Annotated in this window: 14 protein-coding genes and 1 pseudogene; 8 read left to right on the top strand and 7 right to left on the bottom strand. The window is 43.0% G+C overall.

The annotated features are described in order from the left end of the window. Nucleotides 1–702 carry a high-affinity branched-chain amino acid ABC transporter ATP-binding protein LivF gene (gene livF / locus VY86_RS12990; protein ID WP_046976866.1) on the top strand — a complete coding sequence of 234 codons (702 nt, stop codon included), beginning with the start codon at nucleotides 1–3 and terminating at the stop codon, nucleotides 700–702. Between the two features lie 172 nt (nucleotides 703–874). On the opposite strand, the gene VY86_RS12995 is transcribed toward livF, so the two are convergent. Next, on the bottom strand, nucleotides 875–1,375 hold the full coding sequence (locus VY86_RS12995; RefSeq protein WP_082111235.1) for a helix-turn-helix domain-containing protein: 501 nt from the start codon (nucleotides 1,373–1,375) through the stop codon (nucleotides 875–877). Between the two features lie 126 nt (nucleotides 1,376–1,501). After that, the gene (locus tag VY86_RS13000) at nucleotides 1,502–2,266 is read right to left on the bottom strand and encodes an AraC family transcriptional regulator (RefSeq protein WP_046975252.1); all 765 of its coding nucleotides are present in this window, start codon (nucleotides 2,264–2,266) and stop codon (nucleotides 1,502–1,504) included. Between the two features lie 104 nt (nucleotides 2,267–2,370). Between VY86_RS13000 and VY86_RS13005 the strand changes: the two genes are divergently transcribed. From VY86_RS13005 to VY86_RS13015, 3 genes are all read left to right on the top strand, one after another. After that, nucleotides 2,371–3,534: a multidrug effflux MFS transporter gene (locus VY86_RS13005; protein ID WP_046975253.1), complete on the top strand. Its 1,164-nt coding sequence runs from the start codon at nucleotides 2,371–2,373 to the stop codon at nucleotides 3,532–3,534. A gap of 465 nt (nucleotides 3,535–3,999) precedes the next feature. Beyond that, complete coding sequence (locus tag VY86_RS13010; protein WP_046975254.1) at nucleotides 4,000–4,611, top strand: papain-like cysteine protease family protein; 612 nt, start codon at nucleotides 4,000–4,002, stop codon at nucleotides 4,609–4,611. A gap of 9 nt (nucleotides 4,612–4,620) precedes the next feature. Then, on the top strand, nucleotides 4,621–5,229 hold the full coding sequence (locus VY86_RS13015; RefSeq protein WP_046975255.1) for a hypothetical protein: 609 nt from the start codon (nucleotides 4,621–4,623) through the stop codon (nucleotides 5,227–5,229). Nucleotides 5,230–5,344: 115 nt separating this feature from the next. Here the strand turns inward: VY86_RS13015 and fis are convergent, their stop codons facing one another. From fis to VY86_RS13040, 5 genes are all read right to left on the bottom strand, one after another. Next, nucleotides 5,345–5,641, bottom strand: coding sequence for a DNA-binding transcriptional regulator Fis (gene fis / locus VY86_RS13020; RefSeq protein ID WP_010847912.1), 297 nt, complete (start codon nucleotides 5,639–5,641; stop codon nucleotides 5,345–5,347). A gap of 25 nt (nucleotides 5,642–5,666) precedes the next feature. Beyond that, the gene (dusB, locus tag VY86_RS13025; protein ID WP_046975256.1) at nucleotides 5,667–6,632 is read right to left on the bottom strand and encodes a tRNA dihydrouridine synthase DusB; all 966 of its coding nucleotides are present in this window, start codon (nucleotides 6,630–6,632) and stop codon (nucleotides 5,667–5,669) included. 283 nt (nucleotides 6,633–6,915) lie between these two features. Beyond that, nucleotides 6,916–7,806 carry a 50S ribosomal protein L11 methyltransferase gene (prmA, locus tag VY86_RS13030; protein WP_046975257.1) on the bottom strand — a complete coding sequence of 297 codons (891 nt, stop codon included), beginning with the start codon at nucleotides 7,804–7,806 and terminating at the stop codon, nucleotides 6,916–6,918. Nucleotides 7,807–7,846: 40 nt separating this feature from the next. Beyond that, entirely contained in the window at nucleotides 7,847–9,292 is a 1,446-nt protein-coding gene (panF, locus tag VY86_RS13035) for a sodium/pantothenate symporter (RefSeq protein WP_046975258.1), read from the bottom strand. Further along, nucleotides 9,282–9,524 carry a YhdT family protein gene (locus VY86_RS13040; RefSeq protein ID WP_046975259.1) on the bottom strand — a complete coding sequence of 81 codons (243 nt, stop codon included), beginning with the start codon at nucleotides 9,522–9,524 and terminating at the stop codon, nucleotides 9,282–9,284. Before VY86_RS13040 ends, panF begins: the two co-directional genes overlap by 11 nt. A gap of 315 nt (nucleotides 9,525–9,839) precedes the next feature. On the opposite strand from VY86_RS13040, the pseudogene VY86_RS13045 reads away from it, so the two are divergent. The 4 genes and pseudogenes from VY86_RS13045 to VY86_RS13060 all read left to right on the top strand — a co-directional run bounded on the left by VY86_RS13045 (nucleotide 9,840) and on the right by VY86_RS13060 (nucleotide 16,449). Then, a pseudogene (locus VY86_RS13045) lies at nucleotides 9,840–10,584 on the top strand (LysR substrate-binding domain-containing protein). A gap of 924 nt (nucleotides 10,585–11,508) precedes the next feature. Further along, a complete protein-coding gene (locus VY86_RS13050; RefSeq protein ID WP_046975260.1) occupies nucleotides 11,509–12,126 on the top strand; it encodes a competence/damage-inducible protein A in 618 nt (205 codons plus the stop codon). A 1,397-nt stretch (nucleotides 12,127–13,523) separates the two neighbouring features. Then, a protein-coding gene (locus tag VY86_RS24165; RefSeq protein WP_254361410.1) for an IS5 family transposase occupies nucleotides 13,524–14,362 on the top strand; the annotation gives its coding sequence in 2 pieces (ribosomal slippage) (nucleotides 13,524–13,866 and nucleotides 13,866–14,362; 840 coding nt in all). A 410-nt stretch (nucleotides 14,363–14,772) separates the two neighbouring features. After that, nucleotides 14,773–16,449 carry a ShlB/FhaC/HecB family hemolysin secretion/activation protein gene (locus VY86_RS13060; protein WP_046975262.1) on the top strand — a complete coding sequence of 559 codons (1,677 nt, stop codon included), beginning with the start codon at nucleotides 14,773–14,775 and terminating at the stop codon, nucleotides 16,447–16,449. Nucleotides 16,450–16,479: the final 30 nt, after the last annotated feature.

Below are 16,479 nucleotides of genomic sequence, written 5' to 3' on the forward strand. Positions count from 1 at the left end.
ATGTTGGAATTCAAACAGGTATCTGCCCACTATGGCGAAATTCAGGCGCTGCATCAGGTGAGTCTGAATATTCAACAAGGAGAAATTGTCACTCTGATCGGTGCAAACGGCGCAGGAAAAACGACGTTGCTCAATACGTTATGTAGTGAACCCAGAGCGGCTGAGGGCGCTATTATTTTTCGCGGCAAAGATATCACGCAATGGCCGACTGCACGTATTATGCGTGAGGCCATTGCGATTGTTCCTGAAGGGCGCAGAGTCTTTGCCCGTATGACAGTCGAAGAAAATTTGGCAATGGGCGGTTTTTTTGCTGACAAAACTCAGTATCAGCAGCGTATTGAACGGGTTTATGATTTATTTCCCCGATTACAGGAAAGGCGAAATCAGCGGGCTGGAACGATGTCCGGTGGTGAACAGCAAATGCTGGCAATTGGCCGCGCTTTGATGAGCCAGCCACAGTTATTGTTGCTGGATGAACCTTCACTGGGGCTGGCGCCGATAATTATCATACAGATTTTCGATACTATTCAGCAGTTGCGGGAAGAAGGGATGACAATCTTTCTGGTTGAACAGAATGCAAATCAGGCATTGAAACTGGCTGACCGTGGATATGTATTGGAAAACGGCAAGATCGTACTGGAAGACAGCGGTGCGGCGTTATTGGTTAATGAGGCAGTGAGGAGTGCGTATTTGGGTAGTTAGTATTTTTCTCTGCTTGAATTGTATGTGATATAATTTTTCTGTAAGAGCGTGACTTTTCGACCAATAAATTATTTGATTCTTGGCTTAGGTGTCAGTTAATTATTAAATAATATAGCCAGAAGAACTATTCTCTTTTGGCTTTAAAGTTAAATTTGTTATTTTAATAAAATGATTATTTATTGATTAATTTATTTGTTCTTTTGTTTTTCCATCGATTTATATATTTATGAATAAAGAAAGTTTTCAGCCAGCGATTAATGAGTAATACACCCAATATTAAAATAACAATACCAGACCATGAAATAGTATAATTAATTACCCAATTGATCAACAAAAGGATAATACTGGTAATAATAAACCTCACTAAATGGCGATAAAATTTTGCTTCCAATGCAATTTGTTGCTGAATTTCATCTCGCTTTTTATCAATGGATTTAGCTTGTTCCCGGGTGATTTTATCAGTTTCTGGGGAATAGAGGTCTGTCACTTTTATATTAAACGCGGAAGCTATTGCGGCCAGCGTTTCTAAACTTGCTTTTTCGCCATTTTCCAGACGTTGTATGGTCCTGACACTTAAATATGATAATTCAGCAAGTTGCTCCTGTGACCAGGCTCTGGATTGCCGTAATTCTTTGATTCGATATCCACTCATTTTTAATACCTTCTTTAGCATTCAAAAGTGAACCCATCATAAAAGAAGCATAACAACAGGAACACGACAGATACCTGACAGGAAGCTGACATTTGGCTGCCAGATGCCTATTTAGCATTATGGGTTTTACCTCAATCATTACCTTCCTTAATAAGCAGACATATATTCTCTTGGTGGTTGCCCGGTCATTTTCTTGAAAAAGATTATAAAAGCGCTGTCACTGGAAAATTCTAACTCATCAGCGACAGATGATAAATTACCCTGTTTCGCCAGTAATTCTATAGATTTGATCAAACGCCACTGTTGTCGCCATTGTTGATAATTTAGACCTGTTTCCCGGCGAAATATACGGCTGATAGTTTTCTCACTGGCGCCGATATTCATTGCCAGTATTTTGAGTGGTGGTGGAAGTGTTGCCATAGGGATGCAGGTCAAACGACGATCGAAAGGGAGTGGCAATAATGTTGGCTCTCTCTTTGCCTGGCGGATTTCGTCAAGACAAACCGCTAATAGGTTAGCAGCAGGCCCATGTAACCAATCTGTGTTAAAAGGTGATTGCGCTATTCGTTCCAATACTGCACGCAGCAAAGGTGTAACGTCCAGTACTTCAATGTGTTCTGCCAGACACCCGATCTGATTGATATCCAGATAAATCGAGCGATATCCGACGGATTCTTTTATCTCTGCTCTATGAGAGATACGCGGTGGGATCCAGGCAACCCGGGTTGGTGGAAGTATGCATAAGTGATCCGCCAGGGTGATACTGATACACCCTTGCTGGGTAAATAATAATTGCCCCATCTCATGTTGATGAAATCCTGAATCATGCTGGCCTAGTTCAGCGGCGATCCCAACAACCGGTACTCCAAGGCTATCAGGATCAAAACTATCATTGTGGGAAAGCCATGCCATATTTATGTCCTATTTAATAAATAAATTGTCTTTATTATTGTAATGCGACAATTGAGATCATGCTAATTTATGTTTATCGTCTAATTGAACCAGGTAAAATCACAATGCAACGTAAACTTGGGCTTACGCTGGCAACAGCGTTAATGATGTTTCCACAAGTTGTAGAGACCATCTATAGCCCAGCATTAACCGATATTGCAAAGGGATTTAAGGTGAGTGCTGAACAGGCTGCTCAAACTTTATCTTTATATTTTTTCGCTTTTGCTATCGGCGTGGTTATTTGGGGTCGCATGTGTGATCTCATAGGCAGACGTCCAACGATATTGAGTGGGCTGCTGCTCTATAGTGGTGCTTCATTAATGGCATTATTCAGTAGCCAATTTGAGTTATTACTGGTTGCCAGAATGTTATCCGCATTTGGTGCCGCAGTCGGTTCGATAGGAACTCAAACAATGATGAGAGATTCTTATCAGGGGAGCGAATTAGCACGGGTGTTTTCCGTCATGGGCATAGCTTTAGCGGTAAGTCCGGCAGTTGGCATGATGAGTGGTGCTGTTTTAGTGTATTTAGGGGGATATAAAGTCGTCTTTTTCGGCTTGTCTCTGCTTGCGGTATTACTATCAGGTTGGTCTGCTATTTATCTGCCTGAAACCCGCCCGGCAACAGTGGTGATAATGCCGCTAACAAGTACTTTAATTATGATGTTCAAGGATGTGGCAATTTGGCGTAATGCTCTGTTGATAGCACTCTTTAACTTATGTTTGTTTAGCTATTATCAATTAGCTCCGTTCAATTTTGAACGGTTGGGATTCTCTTCTGAGATGTTTGGTTATACCGGATTGCTTTTGGCACTAGGGTCAGGCGCCGGTGCTTGGTCAAATAAATTCTTGTTAAACAAAAAATGGCGTTCATCAAATTCAGTATTACTTGCTGCTATTATCCTCCTGATAGGGGGAGGAATGATCATGGCTCTGGAAGCCACCTGGTTTTTTATCCTGCCGATGATTTTGATTGTTGTGGCCTACGGAATCGCTATTCCTAATATCTTGGCTTCTGCATTGATTGATTATACCGATAGATTGGGAACCGCAGGAGCATTGTTTGGTTTGCTGTATTACTTGATCTTGGGTGGGGGATTGGCGTTAGCAGGCTGGAGCCAACGTCTTAGTGTTGTCTTGGTATTTTGTGGTTGTTTTATTCTATTGTTGGCGGTAATTAATTGTCTAATATTAATAAAATCAGTGATTAATACATCAATTACGGAATAATCTGATATTGGAATAATTCTGCATGATCGGAAATTAGTTGACAGGTTAATAATATCTGAAAATTACAGCTACGAAGTATATTTATAATAAGATCTTATTTAAACAAATAGTCGTATTTAAAAAATACTGCAAAATATCCTATTTGCAACAATGCATTCCTGCAATAGGATGGTAAAATTATATGAAAGTATTAAGAGATTAATATATGAAAAAACGTGGTTAAAAGAAAGTTTTGCTATAAAATCTGATTGAAAATAACAAATTAATCTCTTTCTGAAAGAAAAATATAGCTTGATTTGCGGTTTTCAAGTGAAAAAACATTTAAATATATTGTGCTATACTTTCTAAGTGACAAATTGAAGTGAGAAAACTACTTAGCTTACTCATTAACAGTCTGGTCATTGTCCTGAATTATTTGAATATTTAATCGATATTCTGCTAAATAAGAATTATGGAGAACTGATTATGTCACGTTCTAAAGATGTGTGTATAGCAAGTCGTGATTCAGATTCAAAAAATATCTTTCCGAAATGTTTATCTGGAAAGCACATCACGCCAATACCGCTAGGGAATTTGGACTCTTCATCAGAATCTATCCTTTTTTTTAGAGAATTACAGTTTAACATGCAGCGGCAAATTCAGAGTAATTGGTGCTGGGCAGCTGTGTCTGTATCTGTTGGGCTTTATTTCAGTACCGGTTTCTGGGCGCAGTGTGATGTAGTTGACAAGCAACTTGGAAGGACGACATGTTGTAGTTTGCCAGGTCCATGTAATGTTTATGGCTATTTGGATCAGGCTCTTATGTATACAAGAAGTCTGGCAAGTTTTTATACCAATTCGATGAATATGCCAGAAATTAGAGCCCAAATTGGTGCTGGGTGTCCGATCGGTTTGCGTTGTGCCTGGTATGGAGGAGGTGCTCATTTTCTGGCTATTATAGGGTACAACTCTGTGACTGGAAATATATCCGTTACTGATTCTATATATGGTAACTCTATCCAATCATTTAGTTTATTTCCTTTCTCATACAATGGTGGTGGGAACTGGACTCATACTTATCTCACTCGAAGAAACTAGGGATGCATCATGAAAATTTTATATCCTGAAGCGCCTCTGGGTGGAGTAGAAGTTATCATTCCTGTGCTTCAAGAGGCATTACAAACGGCCCGGAATAGGCCAACAAGTCCTTTTTCAAATGTAGATCCGGACAGCCTGATTATTTCAGATCCTTATCGTTGCTATTCGCTGGGTATTGAAAACCTGGTCAATGGTGAAGTTTTGAATAATGCCATCCCAGGTAATTGGCGCTACTTTATTTTATCGGATGGTAAAACAATTGCCGATCTGGAGTTAACGGAGGTTGACGGTGAAGTTAAATTTTCGTCTTTAAACGAAGGTCCTATTGCCTCATCTGCGGTTAATGCTCTACGTTTGGCAGAACGCTCTACCAGACATGAGGGAAAAATGTATGAACTCAGAATGCTGTTAGTTTCTGGGTTACACTTTGTATCAATGTGGCTTCATGCAATAGATAAAGGGCTTAGTGATGCGGTTATTCCAACAGAACCAACACCAGCGGATCTGGCCGGTATGAGATTGTATGATGAAGTGGAAATAATAAAGCTGCTTCATATTGCCGCAAAACAGGCAAAAGAGAGGATTGATGCAGATGATTCAGGATTGCTGGGCAACTAAATAATCTGCATTGTCGCGTAAGGCCGCTAAATGTGGCATTACTTTTCTTGATTCGGCAAAAAAGGTACTTTACCAAAAGGTAAAGTGCCTTTTTTAATGAACTAATTGATAGCGATTAGTTCATGCCATATTTTTTCAATTTCTTACGCAGTGTGCCACGGTTGATGCCCATCATCAGGGCAGCACGTGTTTGGTTGCCACGGGTGTATTGCATCACCATGTCCAACAATGGCTGCTCCACCTCAGCCAGTACCAACTCATACAGGTCATTAACATCCTGACCATTTAGTTGAGCAAAATAGTTCTTCAGTGCTTGTTTAACTGAGTCACGCAAAGGTTTTTGAGTAACCTGATCTTGTGAGTTTACAGTAGCAACGGTTAGTACGTCAGAATTTACGCGTTGTTCGAACATAGTTCTGTCAGCTCTTTTCTTTATATTACGCAAAATTTTCGAAATATGCCTTCAACACCTCCAGCTGTTCGCTGGCATCCTCTATGGTGTTGAATGTGCGCCGGAACTGGTCATCAGGAGCATGCTCCCGGAGATACCAAGATACATGCTTACGTGCGATACGGGCTCCCTTGCCTGGACCATAAAAGTCGTGCAATTCCCGTACATGCTCGTTCATTAAATGCTGCACTTTGCCAATCGGCATCGGTGGCAGCAATTCCCCTGTTTCCAGATAATGCTGGATTTCCCGGAAGATCCAGGGTCTTCCCTGAGCAGCGCGGCCTATCATCAGGGCATCAGCCCCGGTGTATTCAAGCACTGCTCTGGCCTTAAGCGGGTCAGATATGTCACCATTGGCAATAACCGGGATGGCAACAGTCTGCTTAACTGTCCGAATATTGTCGTACTCTGCTTCTCCGTTAAACAAACAGGAGCGCGTCCTGCCGTGAATCGTCAGAGCCTGAATACCACAATGCTCGGCCAATTGGGCAATCTTTACACAATTTCGTTCTTCTGGCGACCATCCAGTGCGAATTTTTAGCGTAACAGGAACATTTACTGCATTTACAACCGCGGACAGGATCTTTTCGACCAATTCCGGGTAACGCAGTAAAGCCGAACCTGCCAGCTTACGATTCACTTTCTTGGCTGGGCACCCCATGTTGATATCAATGATCTGAGCACCATTAGCGACGTTAATCTTCGCTGCCGCTGCCATTTCATCAGGATCATTGCCGGCAATTTGCACGGAACGAATTCCCGGTTCGTCACTGTGAACCATACGTAGCCGGGATTTGTCTGTCTTCCAGACCTGTGGGTTGGAAGATAGCATTTCCGATACTGTCATACCTGCACCCATTTCGTAACATAGTGACCGAAACGGACGGTCAGTTATGCCAGCCATTGGGGCCGCAATAAGACAGTTTTTCAGCTGGTATTGTCCGATACGCATAGACGAAGAAAGAGTGGCCATACTGTGACTGCAAGGGCGCGTATATTACGCATTTTTCGCAAAATATGAAAGGCCAAACTTTGAACAAATCGACATTTGTTACAACTTTTTTCCAGCTATCTTTCTGGGATAAATATAATTTTTCATAAATAACATGGTGTTATATGTTATCGGTAAAATTTATCACTCGGGATTTTTCTATCGGCTAGTTTGCCGATAGCACGGATTATCATCAGTGAGTGATCAAAAATTACTCTCTTCATCATAACAAAATAAAATAATCTTAATTTGTTGCTATTTTTACCCCAGATATCCGACACCATTCTTCCTGCTCCGCAACAGGATCGATCACGAATTTATCAGTATAGGCTTGAATAACACTTTCTGCCTGACTTGCTAAAATACCCGATAAACCTAACAGGCCACCCGATTTTGGTAATGCACCGATTATAGGCGCGAGTTCACGCAGAGGGCCTGCCAGAATATTAGCAATTACTACATCAGATTCAAGATCATTTGGCTGATCTTTCGCCAAATATAGCGTTAAACGCCCCAGAACGCCGTTACGCTTTGCGTTATCGCGGCTGGCCTGAATAGCCTGTGGATCGATATCGATGCCAATAGCGTGTGCGGCACCGAGTTTTAGCGCTGCAATTGCCAGTATGCCGGAGCCACAACCAAAATCGATGATGGTTTTGCCTTCCAGATTGAGGCTATCCAGCCATTGCAGGCATAACGATGTGGTTGGGTGGGTGCCTGTACCAAAAGCCAACCCAGGGTCCAGCATGACGTTAACGGCATCGGGATCAGGAACGTCACGCCAGCTTGGGCAGACCCACAAACGTTGACCAAAACGCATTGGGTGGAAGTTATCCATCCATTCACGTTCCCAGTCTTTGTCTTCCAATTGCTCGATCTTATGAATAAATCCTTGACCTAACTGAGGAACTTGTTCGAGCTGGCTGATAACGGCTTTCATATTCGTTTCAGCATCATAAAGTCCGATGACATCGGTATCTCCCCATAAACGGGTTTCGCCTGGCAGAGGCTCGAATACAGGATTATCGTGGCTGTCCTGAAAGGTGACTGATACTGCCCCACTTTCCATTAGATTATCCCCCAGGGATTCTGCCAGCTGTCCTGTGGTATTTAATCGAAGTTGTATCCAAGGCATAAAAATTCTCTTTAATTAAAAATAGGTTAAAACGACCCGTTTAATGAAGCTTGACTACCCGTTGCGGCAACCGGTGGCCGATGGTATTACCAATCCCGAAAGCCAACAGGCTGAGTAGCAGTGATGGTACGATCGGATGAAAGTCTAATAGATAAATATCGAAACTGGCGAGCAGAGTGTAACTTGCTGCCCCTGTCATCATCGAGCTGACAGCGCCATATGCATTGGCTTTTTCCCAGTACAGTCCCAGTACTAATGGCCATAAGAATACGGCCTGTAAGCCACCGAAAGCCAGTAGATTCAACCAGATAATCATCTCTGGTGGGTGCCAGGCGGCTAACAGCAGTAACAAACCAAGAATCAGGGTTGAGAAACTGGAAATCCGGGCCAGTTTTTTCTCCTGTACGATTTGTTGTGGAAACAGGTTTAGATAGAGATCTTTCACGATTGTCGCAGAAGATTGCAACAGTTGCGCATTAATTGTTGACATAATTGCTGCCATCGGTGCGGCCAGAAAAATTCCGGCAGCGAATGGCGGCAAGACGGTGATCATCAATGTTGGGATGACTTGATCGGGAATGGCTAAATCAGGAATAATCGCCCGACCGAGTGCTCCTGCCAGGTGCATACCAAACATGAGGATTGCCATGACAATGGTGCCGATGATAATCCCACGATGGACAGCTTTGCTATCGCGGTAGGAGATACAACGAACAGCGGTATGAGGCAGCCCAATGACACCAAAACAGACTAATATCCAGAATGATGCCATGAAAGGTGCGCTGAGGATATGGTCCGCCCCTTGTGGGGAAACGAGTTCAGGATTGATCGTCCGTAATGTGGCGACTGCTTCCGCCAGACCACCTGTTTTATAGATAATCGCTACCAACAACAAAACGGTGCCTAACAGCATGACCAGCCCTTGCAGGGCATCATTGAGGACACTCGCTCTAAAGCCGCCAAATGCGGTATAGAGCGCGATAGAGACACCGAAAATCATTAATCCGGTGCCATAAGGGATACCCGCGGCAGTTTCCAGCAGGCGTGCACCGCCAATAAACTGAACGGTCATCGCTCCAACAAAAGCGACTAAAAGACTCAGGCTGGCAAACCAAACCAGGAGGCGACTGCCATAACGGGCATACAACATATCATTGAGGGTGACGGCATTATAGCGACGAGCAAGAATGGCAAATTTCTTACCCAGTACACCAAGGGAAAGCCATATTGCCGGTAACTGAATCAGCGACAGCAATACCCATCCCAGACCATATTTATAGGCTGCTCCTGGCCCACCAATAAATGAGCTGGCACTGATATAGGTGGCGGTAATGGTCATTGCCAGTACAAAGCCGCCCATTGAACGGTTACCAAGGAAATACTCAGTCAGGAAGGCACCTTTCTGACGGCGCCGGTAAGCGTAGATTGACAGAAGAAATACCAGCGCAAGGTAGCCTAGCAGAGGTAAGATAACGTCACTTTGCATTCTCATCCTCCAGCGGGACTTCTTTGAAAATAAACTTCACCATTAACCAGCAGAGGATGATAAAGACTACGGGTAGTAACAAACATGCCATTTCAAACCAACGAGGTAAGCCCGTGACACCCGGGGCATCACTGGGTAAATAGGCTGTCAGCAGCCAGCCAATAAGATAAGCAAGAGTCAAGAATACAGCCCAACGTGCTTCTTTATGGGATTGAACAAATCGTCTGTCCATTCGTTCTTCCGGTAATTAAATAAATGAGATGGGAAAGGAGGAATTGTACGGCAAGATGCGGATTTGTTCAGGAAAAATGTGATATGTAGTTAATAGCCTGAGTTTTGTTTAAAAATAGCAACGGACAAAAGAAAGAGAGAATCTGTTTACACAGACTCTCTTGGTTGATGAGTTAAAAACCGGTGAAGGCTAAATGTCGCGTTTTATAGCTTCTCTTTCACTGGACTTGATACGCAAGCATATTAATATGCAAGAACATTATTGAGGGTTGAGTTGATGTAGACCTACCCAATCACTCCGTATTGACTATTCGCCATGTCGATCTCAAATTCTGGATGTCTCGGTTCTACCCCGACCAGAAGCTCGAGAATCACTTCTTGTTCAGCTTTTGCCAGCGCTGCTACAGCCTTGCATGTGTCTCAGCCAGCACTGTCCCAGCAGCTTGAGGAAACCCTTGGGGCGCAGTTGTTTGATCGGACTGGACGTACTTCGCGGTTGACGGATGCTGGCGAGGTCTATTTCCGCTACGCACGACGGGCATTGCAGGACTTGGAGGAAGGAAAGCGGGCGATCCACGATGTTGGTGACCTGAGTCGTGGTTCTCTGCGCGTTGCTGTTACGCCGACGTTCACGACTTACCTTATCGGCCCCTTGGTCGAGTCGTTCCACAATCTCTATCCCAACGTCACGTTGACGGTTCGGGAGATGTCGCAGGAGCGCATTGAAGAGCTTCTGGTCGATGATGAACTTGATGTCGGGGTTGCGTTTGATGAGATCCACTCGCCTGACATCACGGAAGCAGATCGATCATTATTGCAGGCAGAACGACATTCGTCCCCGCGTTTTGATGGAGGCCAATTCGCTGAGTGCTGTCATTGAGATCATCCGACATACAAGCCTTGCCACGTTGCTGCCGGCAAAGATTGCCAGTGACCGGGAGGAATTGGTTTCGATTGTTCTAACCCCCTCACTGCTACAAAGAACGGCGGTTCTCATGCAGCGAAAAGGAGCGTACCAGACGGCTGCGGCGCAGGCATTTATCGAGCTTGCACTGGAATAAAGTTTCAGGTACTACTCCGCACTGACTACAGATGTGAAACTGCGCTGTGCCTGTTTCAAAAGAGTATTTATGTAGAAGCTTTTGTTCTCTGATACTCAGCCGAGGCCAGCCCTGCTGGGAATGATGTTCAGACTGCATTGTGCTTGGTACAAAAAGGGCAAGTACATGTTCGTGCTGGAATCTCAAAATGACTTTTTTAGTATTATATGTTGTGCTTTATGTTTTTTTATTCATTTTTGAACTTAAACTCTGTGTTTTTTTGTTTGCTAAAAGTGATGTTGATGTTATTATTTTTCAATTGATATTTACATGAGTTTATTTTTGTAAAAGTTAATTATTGAATAAGTTGTGTAAAAGTATCTCACTATTTATAGGGGTTATTTATAGAGTAAAAAATTATTAATCTAAAGTGTGGGTGGGATTTTGTCTTTATGTTGTTATAAAGAGCCCTTAATTCTCGCAGCACAAGATAATATGCAAAGTAATTTGTTGTTTCTACATGCAAGGTGTTAATTTTTTCATTAAATAAGTGATTGTGTGCATTTAATGTAAATTTAACTGGCGCGTGGTTTTTTATTTTATACGGAATTTATTTTTGGATAATATTTATTATATTGATTGGTTAATGGCCCATGAACAATAAATCTTCATCTTTATTATTTATCGTTTTAATGGCTTTTCTTTCTATGGGGGGACTGGTTTCGTCGGATATATTCCTACCCGCCTTACCTTGCTTCGCTAATAGGAATGAAAAATGGTTAATAATATAGATGTCACATTACGTGATGGTGGATACCTGAATAATTTCAACTTTACAACAGAATACGCTATAAAGCATGTTGAAGCATTTGGTAGTTTGTTCCCTGAACAGGTAGCGCAGATGTTTTATAGGTTAGCGAATATCTCACGGAGCAGGGATATAAAGTGAAGCAACATCAGGTTTGCGCTGATGATATTAACCAGATTGTTACCGCAGTGGTTCGTAGGCTAGGGCAGGATACTCTCATTGTTGTGTGTGGCGGCCTTGGCCCGACACCGGATGATAAAACCCGTGAGGCGATAGCAAAAGCGGTAGGAAGTCCTTTGGAAATAGGTGATAACGTCTGGGTGGAAATACAGAAACAACTGGAAAAACTGGGAGTATATTGTGATCACTCGAATCGATTCCAAGCCATGTTTCCGTCCGGAGCAAAGGTTATTTCCAATGTTACAGGTACAGCCCCTGGTTTCAGTCTTAATATTGATGGTAGCAAAATAGTTGTGTTGCCAGGGCCTCCGTCCCAAATGCGATTAATGTTGTCGGAAGAACATTCTATCCCTCCAGTAGCTGGCATGAGAGAGCGAAACTACCATTGGACACTAATCGGCGTTAGTGAAAGTAAAGTCGGTACGATGGTGAACGCATTCTTTGATGGTGTTGAGTGTGATATTCACTATTTGTGGAAAGCACCTTATGTAGTAGTACAAGTTATTACGCCTGCTGATGCCCCTCTTTCCGTACAGCAATTGGTTAACTTTGGTGCCATTAAGCCTACTTCTTGAGGTCACCGCAGGGTACTTTCCAACCCAAAAAACTGAGTCTTAATCTAACACCCACTGAGATGAATTGTCTTATACAAATCTGAGGTTAATTATTGAGAATAGGTTGTTTTTAAAATAATTTACAACCAATATTCATTCAAAAAAGAAGTTATCTTTGTGGAGAATAACGGATTGGCGAATGCAGGGCGAGATCTCATTTTGCGAAAAATGGAATCCTATCCTGCATTTTTTATCTTCATAAATCAGCCTCTTATATAAAAGCTTTAATCTCTCTGTATTCGCGTTTTTAAATGGTCAGTAAATAAAATAAGCGAAGGAGAGTATTGTCGATAAATAAATTAAACATAGCAGAGAATAGGCCGTTTTTAGTCACTCTGTACCTTTTTTAAATCGGGCATTAATGGGGGGTATTGTTTTAACCCTATAGCTGACGAATAGCGAAGTTAATTGAGTTTTTTCGTTTTTCATTTTCTTGTATTTAATTTTCCAGGTTTAAAATCAGAGAGGGTAACAGGTATGTGAATGATATAAAGATTAACACCCATTTCTTTAACTGTTTTTAATGTGACTAAATAAATTTTTTTATTCTTCTTTTTCGTTGTTAATCCAGTTAGCCTAAAAGTTTATCGGTTTTCTTTAATGGTTGTCTATGATTTTACGTGAAATTTTTACAGCCATGCTAAATCGCTTATTTGAAAAAGTTTGCTTAATATGGTTAATCCTGTTAAATGTTTTGATATAATCTCATACCCTTGTTATTGGATTAACGCTGTTGTTCTGTCATCTAAAACCCATTTTTACGGTGTTTTCCTATACCGAGTTTTCGAGTGTGATGATTTAATTGGTTTATGACAAAGTGTATGTTTGGTTGAAAACGTTATTAAAGCTATTTCCTTTTGGTAAATATATTACCTGATTAAATAAGATTCCAAAATAGCGCTACATCTTATACTACTCATAATTCTATATATAACAATGGGTTGAAGAAGGCCATGTGTAGCAAAATTATGAAATGTTATTTAACCTGTTTATATTATTATTTATCCTTTTTTAGGGATGTATAATATCAATAAAACCAATTTTTATTTATCATTTTTCATTGATAATTTTATGAAAGCAGGTTTTAAACTATTATTAAAAGTCATTGTTTTAACTCCTGATTATCTCGCCATTATCGGATGCCGATTAAATTAATATTGTATTTTTATTTTACGGTATTAAGTGAATTAAACCGGCGATCACCTTCTCAAGATACTGACGAGGGCAACCCAAATTTACCCGGATAAACCCTTTTCCCCTATCGCCAAAATTCCATGCCATTGAAACAACTAAGCTGTGTCCCGCAATAGACTGAGATAGAATAATCCCCTGGTTCTGACTTTCGGAAAAAACCTGTTATGGCTCGTTACGACCTTCCTGATGAAGCATGGGAGTTACTGCTCCCCTTATTGCCCCCTGAACATTCTCAACGGCCGGGACATCCTTATGTTGAACACCGCCGGGTTATCAACGGCATGTTTTGGGTACTATGTTCCGGTGCCCCCTGGCGGGATTTACCCGAACGTTATGGTTCCTGGAAAACCGTCTATAACCGCTTTAATCGGTGGTCAAAATCGGGGATCATTAATCTCATTTTCAATAAGTTATTGTCAATACTGGATGAACAAGATTTGGTTGATTGGTCAGCCATATCACTGGATGGCAGTAACATTCGTGCGGCACATTGTGCGGCTGGCGCCCAAAAAAACATCCCGATGTCACCGCAGACCATGGCCTGGGTCGCTCTCAGGGTGGTTATGGTTCCAAAATCCATCTGGCTGTCGATGGAAAAGGTCATCCACTGAATGTGGTACTCAGTGCAGGTCAATGTCACGAAAGTCAATATGCAGTACGCCTGCTGGATGGTCTGGGTATTCAGCGTAAAAATGGTTTTATGAAACGTCGTTCAAAAGCGGTGATTGCTGATAAAGGTTACTCCAGCCACGTATTACGTAACCGGTTAAAAAGTCAGGGAATAAAAGTGATTATTCCCTATAAATCAAACGAAAAAGCGCGGTCAGATGGACGGGTTAAATTCGACCATAAAACGTATCGAAGAAGAAATGTTGTAGAAAGATGTTTTGGTCGACTCAAAGAGCATCGTCGCATCGCCACCCGTTATGAAAAGACAGCAAGAAATTATATTGCTATGGTGAAATTAGGTTGTATCCGCTTATTTCTTAAGGTCATTATTTAATTGAGGGACACAACCTAGCACCAAGAAGCCGTTCACATCCTTGATAATTCGAATTATCCATCAACGGTTACGTTACAGAGATAACAAAAATCAGAGTCTTTTAGGTGTCTTTTTGCGCAGTCAAATTAATTTATGTGATTTAAATCACAAAAATAAACAAAAAACAAAACTATTTTGAAATTATTACCATTAATTATTAAATGATTAATATTAATCTATTTTTTATATGATTAGTAACATTTTAATAACATGGGTTTATTTTTTGTATAAAAATATAATGCCTTGTTTTTGTTATTATCTTATTTAATCAACCCCCAATTTAGTTGCCCAGTTGATTATTAGCCACAAATATTGATCACTAAGTGCAATGGGTGGTTAATACTGCTTCGAAATGGTGGGATAGAAAGACAATGAAAAGCAGTAGTTGGGTGTTTACGGTTTTTTGTAGCGTGATTACAGGCAACCAAGCCGCAGACCGGTTAGAACAACAGTCAGAACAACAACTGATCCATCAACAGGCACGTCAGCAAGCGCTGGAGGCTCAATTAGCCCCACCCCCTGCGGATGTTCGCTTGTCTGTACCCGAAAAAGCGGTGTCATCCGCCTTTCCGGTGGAAACCCCGTGTTTTCCTCTCTCCCACGTCAGACTGGCAGGCACCGAAAATTTCCCGCACTGGTTACCGTTCAGGCGTGTCGCTCAACAGGGCGAAAACCATTGCCTTGGCGATAAAGGCATTAGCCGGCTGATGACCCAATTGCAAGATCAGCTCATCAATCATGGCTATGTCACCAGCCGAGTTCTGGCTCCTCGTCAGGATCTGCATACCCAAACCTTAAAACTGGTGATGATACCGGGCCGAGTCCGGCATATCCGCTATACCCCGGACAGCGGCCATTACATTCAACGCTTCACGCCATTCCCCGCGCGTGAAGGCAAGCTGCTGGATTTACGGGACATTGAGCAGGGATTGGAAAATCTGCAACGTTTCCCGACCGTGCAGGCGGAGATGAACATTGTCCCGGCAGAGCAACCGGGGGAAAGCGATATTGTGCTGGACTGGCGTCAGTCACGGCACTGGCGAGTCGCCACGTATCTGGATGATACCGGTTCCAAAAGCACCGGACGTTATCAAGGTGGGTTAACCTTTTTTCTGGATAACCCCCTGGCGTTAAGCGACCTGTTCTATCTCTCCGCTGGACGCGATATTCACGCGTCTGCCGGGAAAGGCAGCCAAAACGACACGCTCTATTACTCCCTGCCCTTTGGCTACTGGATGGCGAGCGTGACGGCCAGTCATTACGATTATACCCAGACGATAGCCGGGCTGAATCAGGCGATTCAATACCGGGGCAAAAGCAAAAACCTGTCTGTCCAGTTCAGCCGGGTTCTGCACCGTAACGCGGACCAGAAAACCGGGCTTAACGGTGAAATTTATCGTCGGGCATCCCGCCATTTTATTGATAACACGGAAATCGACGTTCAGCGCCGGGAAACGGCGGGCTGGAAGCTCGGGCTATCCCATCATCACGTTATTGGCAGTGCGACGCTGGATGCCAGGGTGACTTACCAACAGGGTATGCGTTGGTTTGGCGCGCAACCTGCGCCGGAAGAGTATCGCAATGAAGGGACCGCTTTACCCAAAATCACCCAATTCTCGGCGACGCTTGCCGGGCCGTTAACGCTGTTTTCCCAGCCCTTTTCTTATCAGACCCAGTATCTGCGCCAGATAAGCGCCAGCCCATTGACGCCCCAGGATCGATTTTCAATCGGCGGCCGCTGGACGGTACGCGGCTTTGATGGCGAGTTGACCTTATCCGCTGATCGGGGTTGGTACAGCCGTAATGAACTGGACTGGCAAACCCCGCTGAAAGGGCAATCGCTGTATCTGGCAATGGATTATGGCGAAGTGGGCGGTCGGGGCAGTGACGCTCTGCTCGGAAAACACCTGGCGGGGAGTGCCCTGGGCTGGCGCGGCAGCCTGAAAGGCGTGAGCTACGACTTGTTTGTCGGTGTCCCGCTGTCCAAACCCGCCGGTTTCCAAACTTCCCCCGTCACGGCCGGATTCAACCTGTATTGGCAGTACTAATCAGAATAACAACGCTGCCCGTGTGTAGCG

It is taken from the genome of Photorhabdus thracensis (assembly GCF_001010285.1).
Lineage (GTDB): Bacteria > Pseudomonadota > Gammaproteobacteria > Enterobacterales > Enterobacteriaceae > Photorhabdus > Photorhabdus temperata.

Coding starts and splice junctions, on each gene's coding strand:
- livF (WP_046976866.1), top strand. CDS start 1: ATGTTGGAATTCAAACAGGTATCTGCCCACTATGGCGAAATTCAGGCG.
- VY86_RS12995 (WP_082111235.1), bottom strand. CDS start 1,375: ATGCTAAAGAAGGTATTAAAAATGAGTGGATATCGAATCAAAGAATTA.
- VY86_RS13000 (WP_046975252.1), bottom strand. CDS start 2,266: ATGGCATGGCTTTCCCACAATGATAGTTTTGATCCTGATAGCCTTGGA.
- VY86_RS13005 (WP_046975253.1), top strand. CDS start 2,371: ATGCAACGTAAACTTGGGCTTACGCTGGCAACAGCGTTAATGATGTTT.
- VY86_RS13010 (WP_046975254.1), top strand. CDS start 4,000: ATGTCACGTTCTAAAGATGTGTGTATAGCAAGTCGTGATTCAGATTCA.
- VY86_RS13015 (WP_046975255.1), top strand. CDS start 4,621: ATGAAAATTTTATATCCTGAAGCGCCTCTGGGTGGAGTAGAAGTTATC.
- fis (WP_010847912.1), bottom strand. CDS start 5,641: ATGTTCGAACAACGCGTAAATTCTGACGTACTAACCGTTGCTACTGTA.
- dusB (WP_046975256.1), bottom strand. CDS start 6,632: ATGCGTATCGGACAATACCAGCTGAAAAACTGTCTTATTGCGGCCCCA.
- prmA (WP_046975257.1), bottom strand. CDS start 7,806: ATGCCTTGGATACAACTTCGATTAAATACCACAGGACAGCTGGCAGAA.
- panF (WP_046975258.1), bottom strand. CDS start 9,292: ATGCAAAGTGACGTTATCTTACCTCTGCTAGGCTACCTTGCGCTGGTA.
- VY86_RS13040 (WP_046975259.1), bottom strand. CDS start 9,524: ATGGACAGACGATTTGTTCAATCCCATAAAGAAGCACGTTGGGCTGTA.
- VY86_RS13060 (WP_046975262.1), top strand. CDS start 14,773: ATGAAAAGCAGTAGTTGGGTGTTTACGGTTTTTTGTAGCGTGATTACA.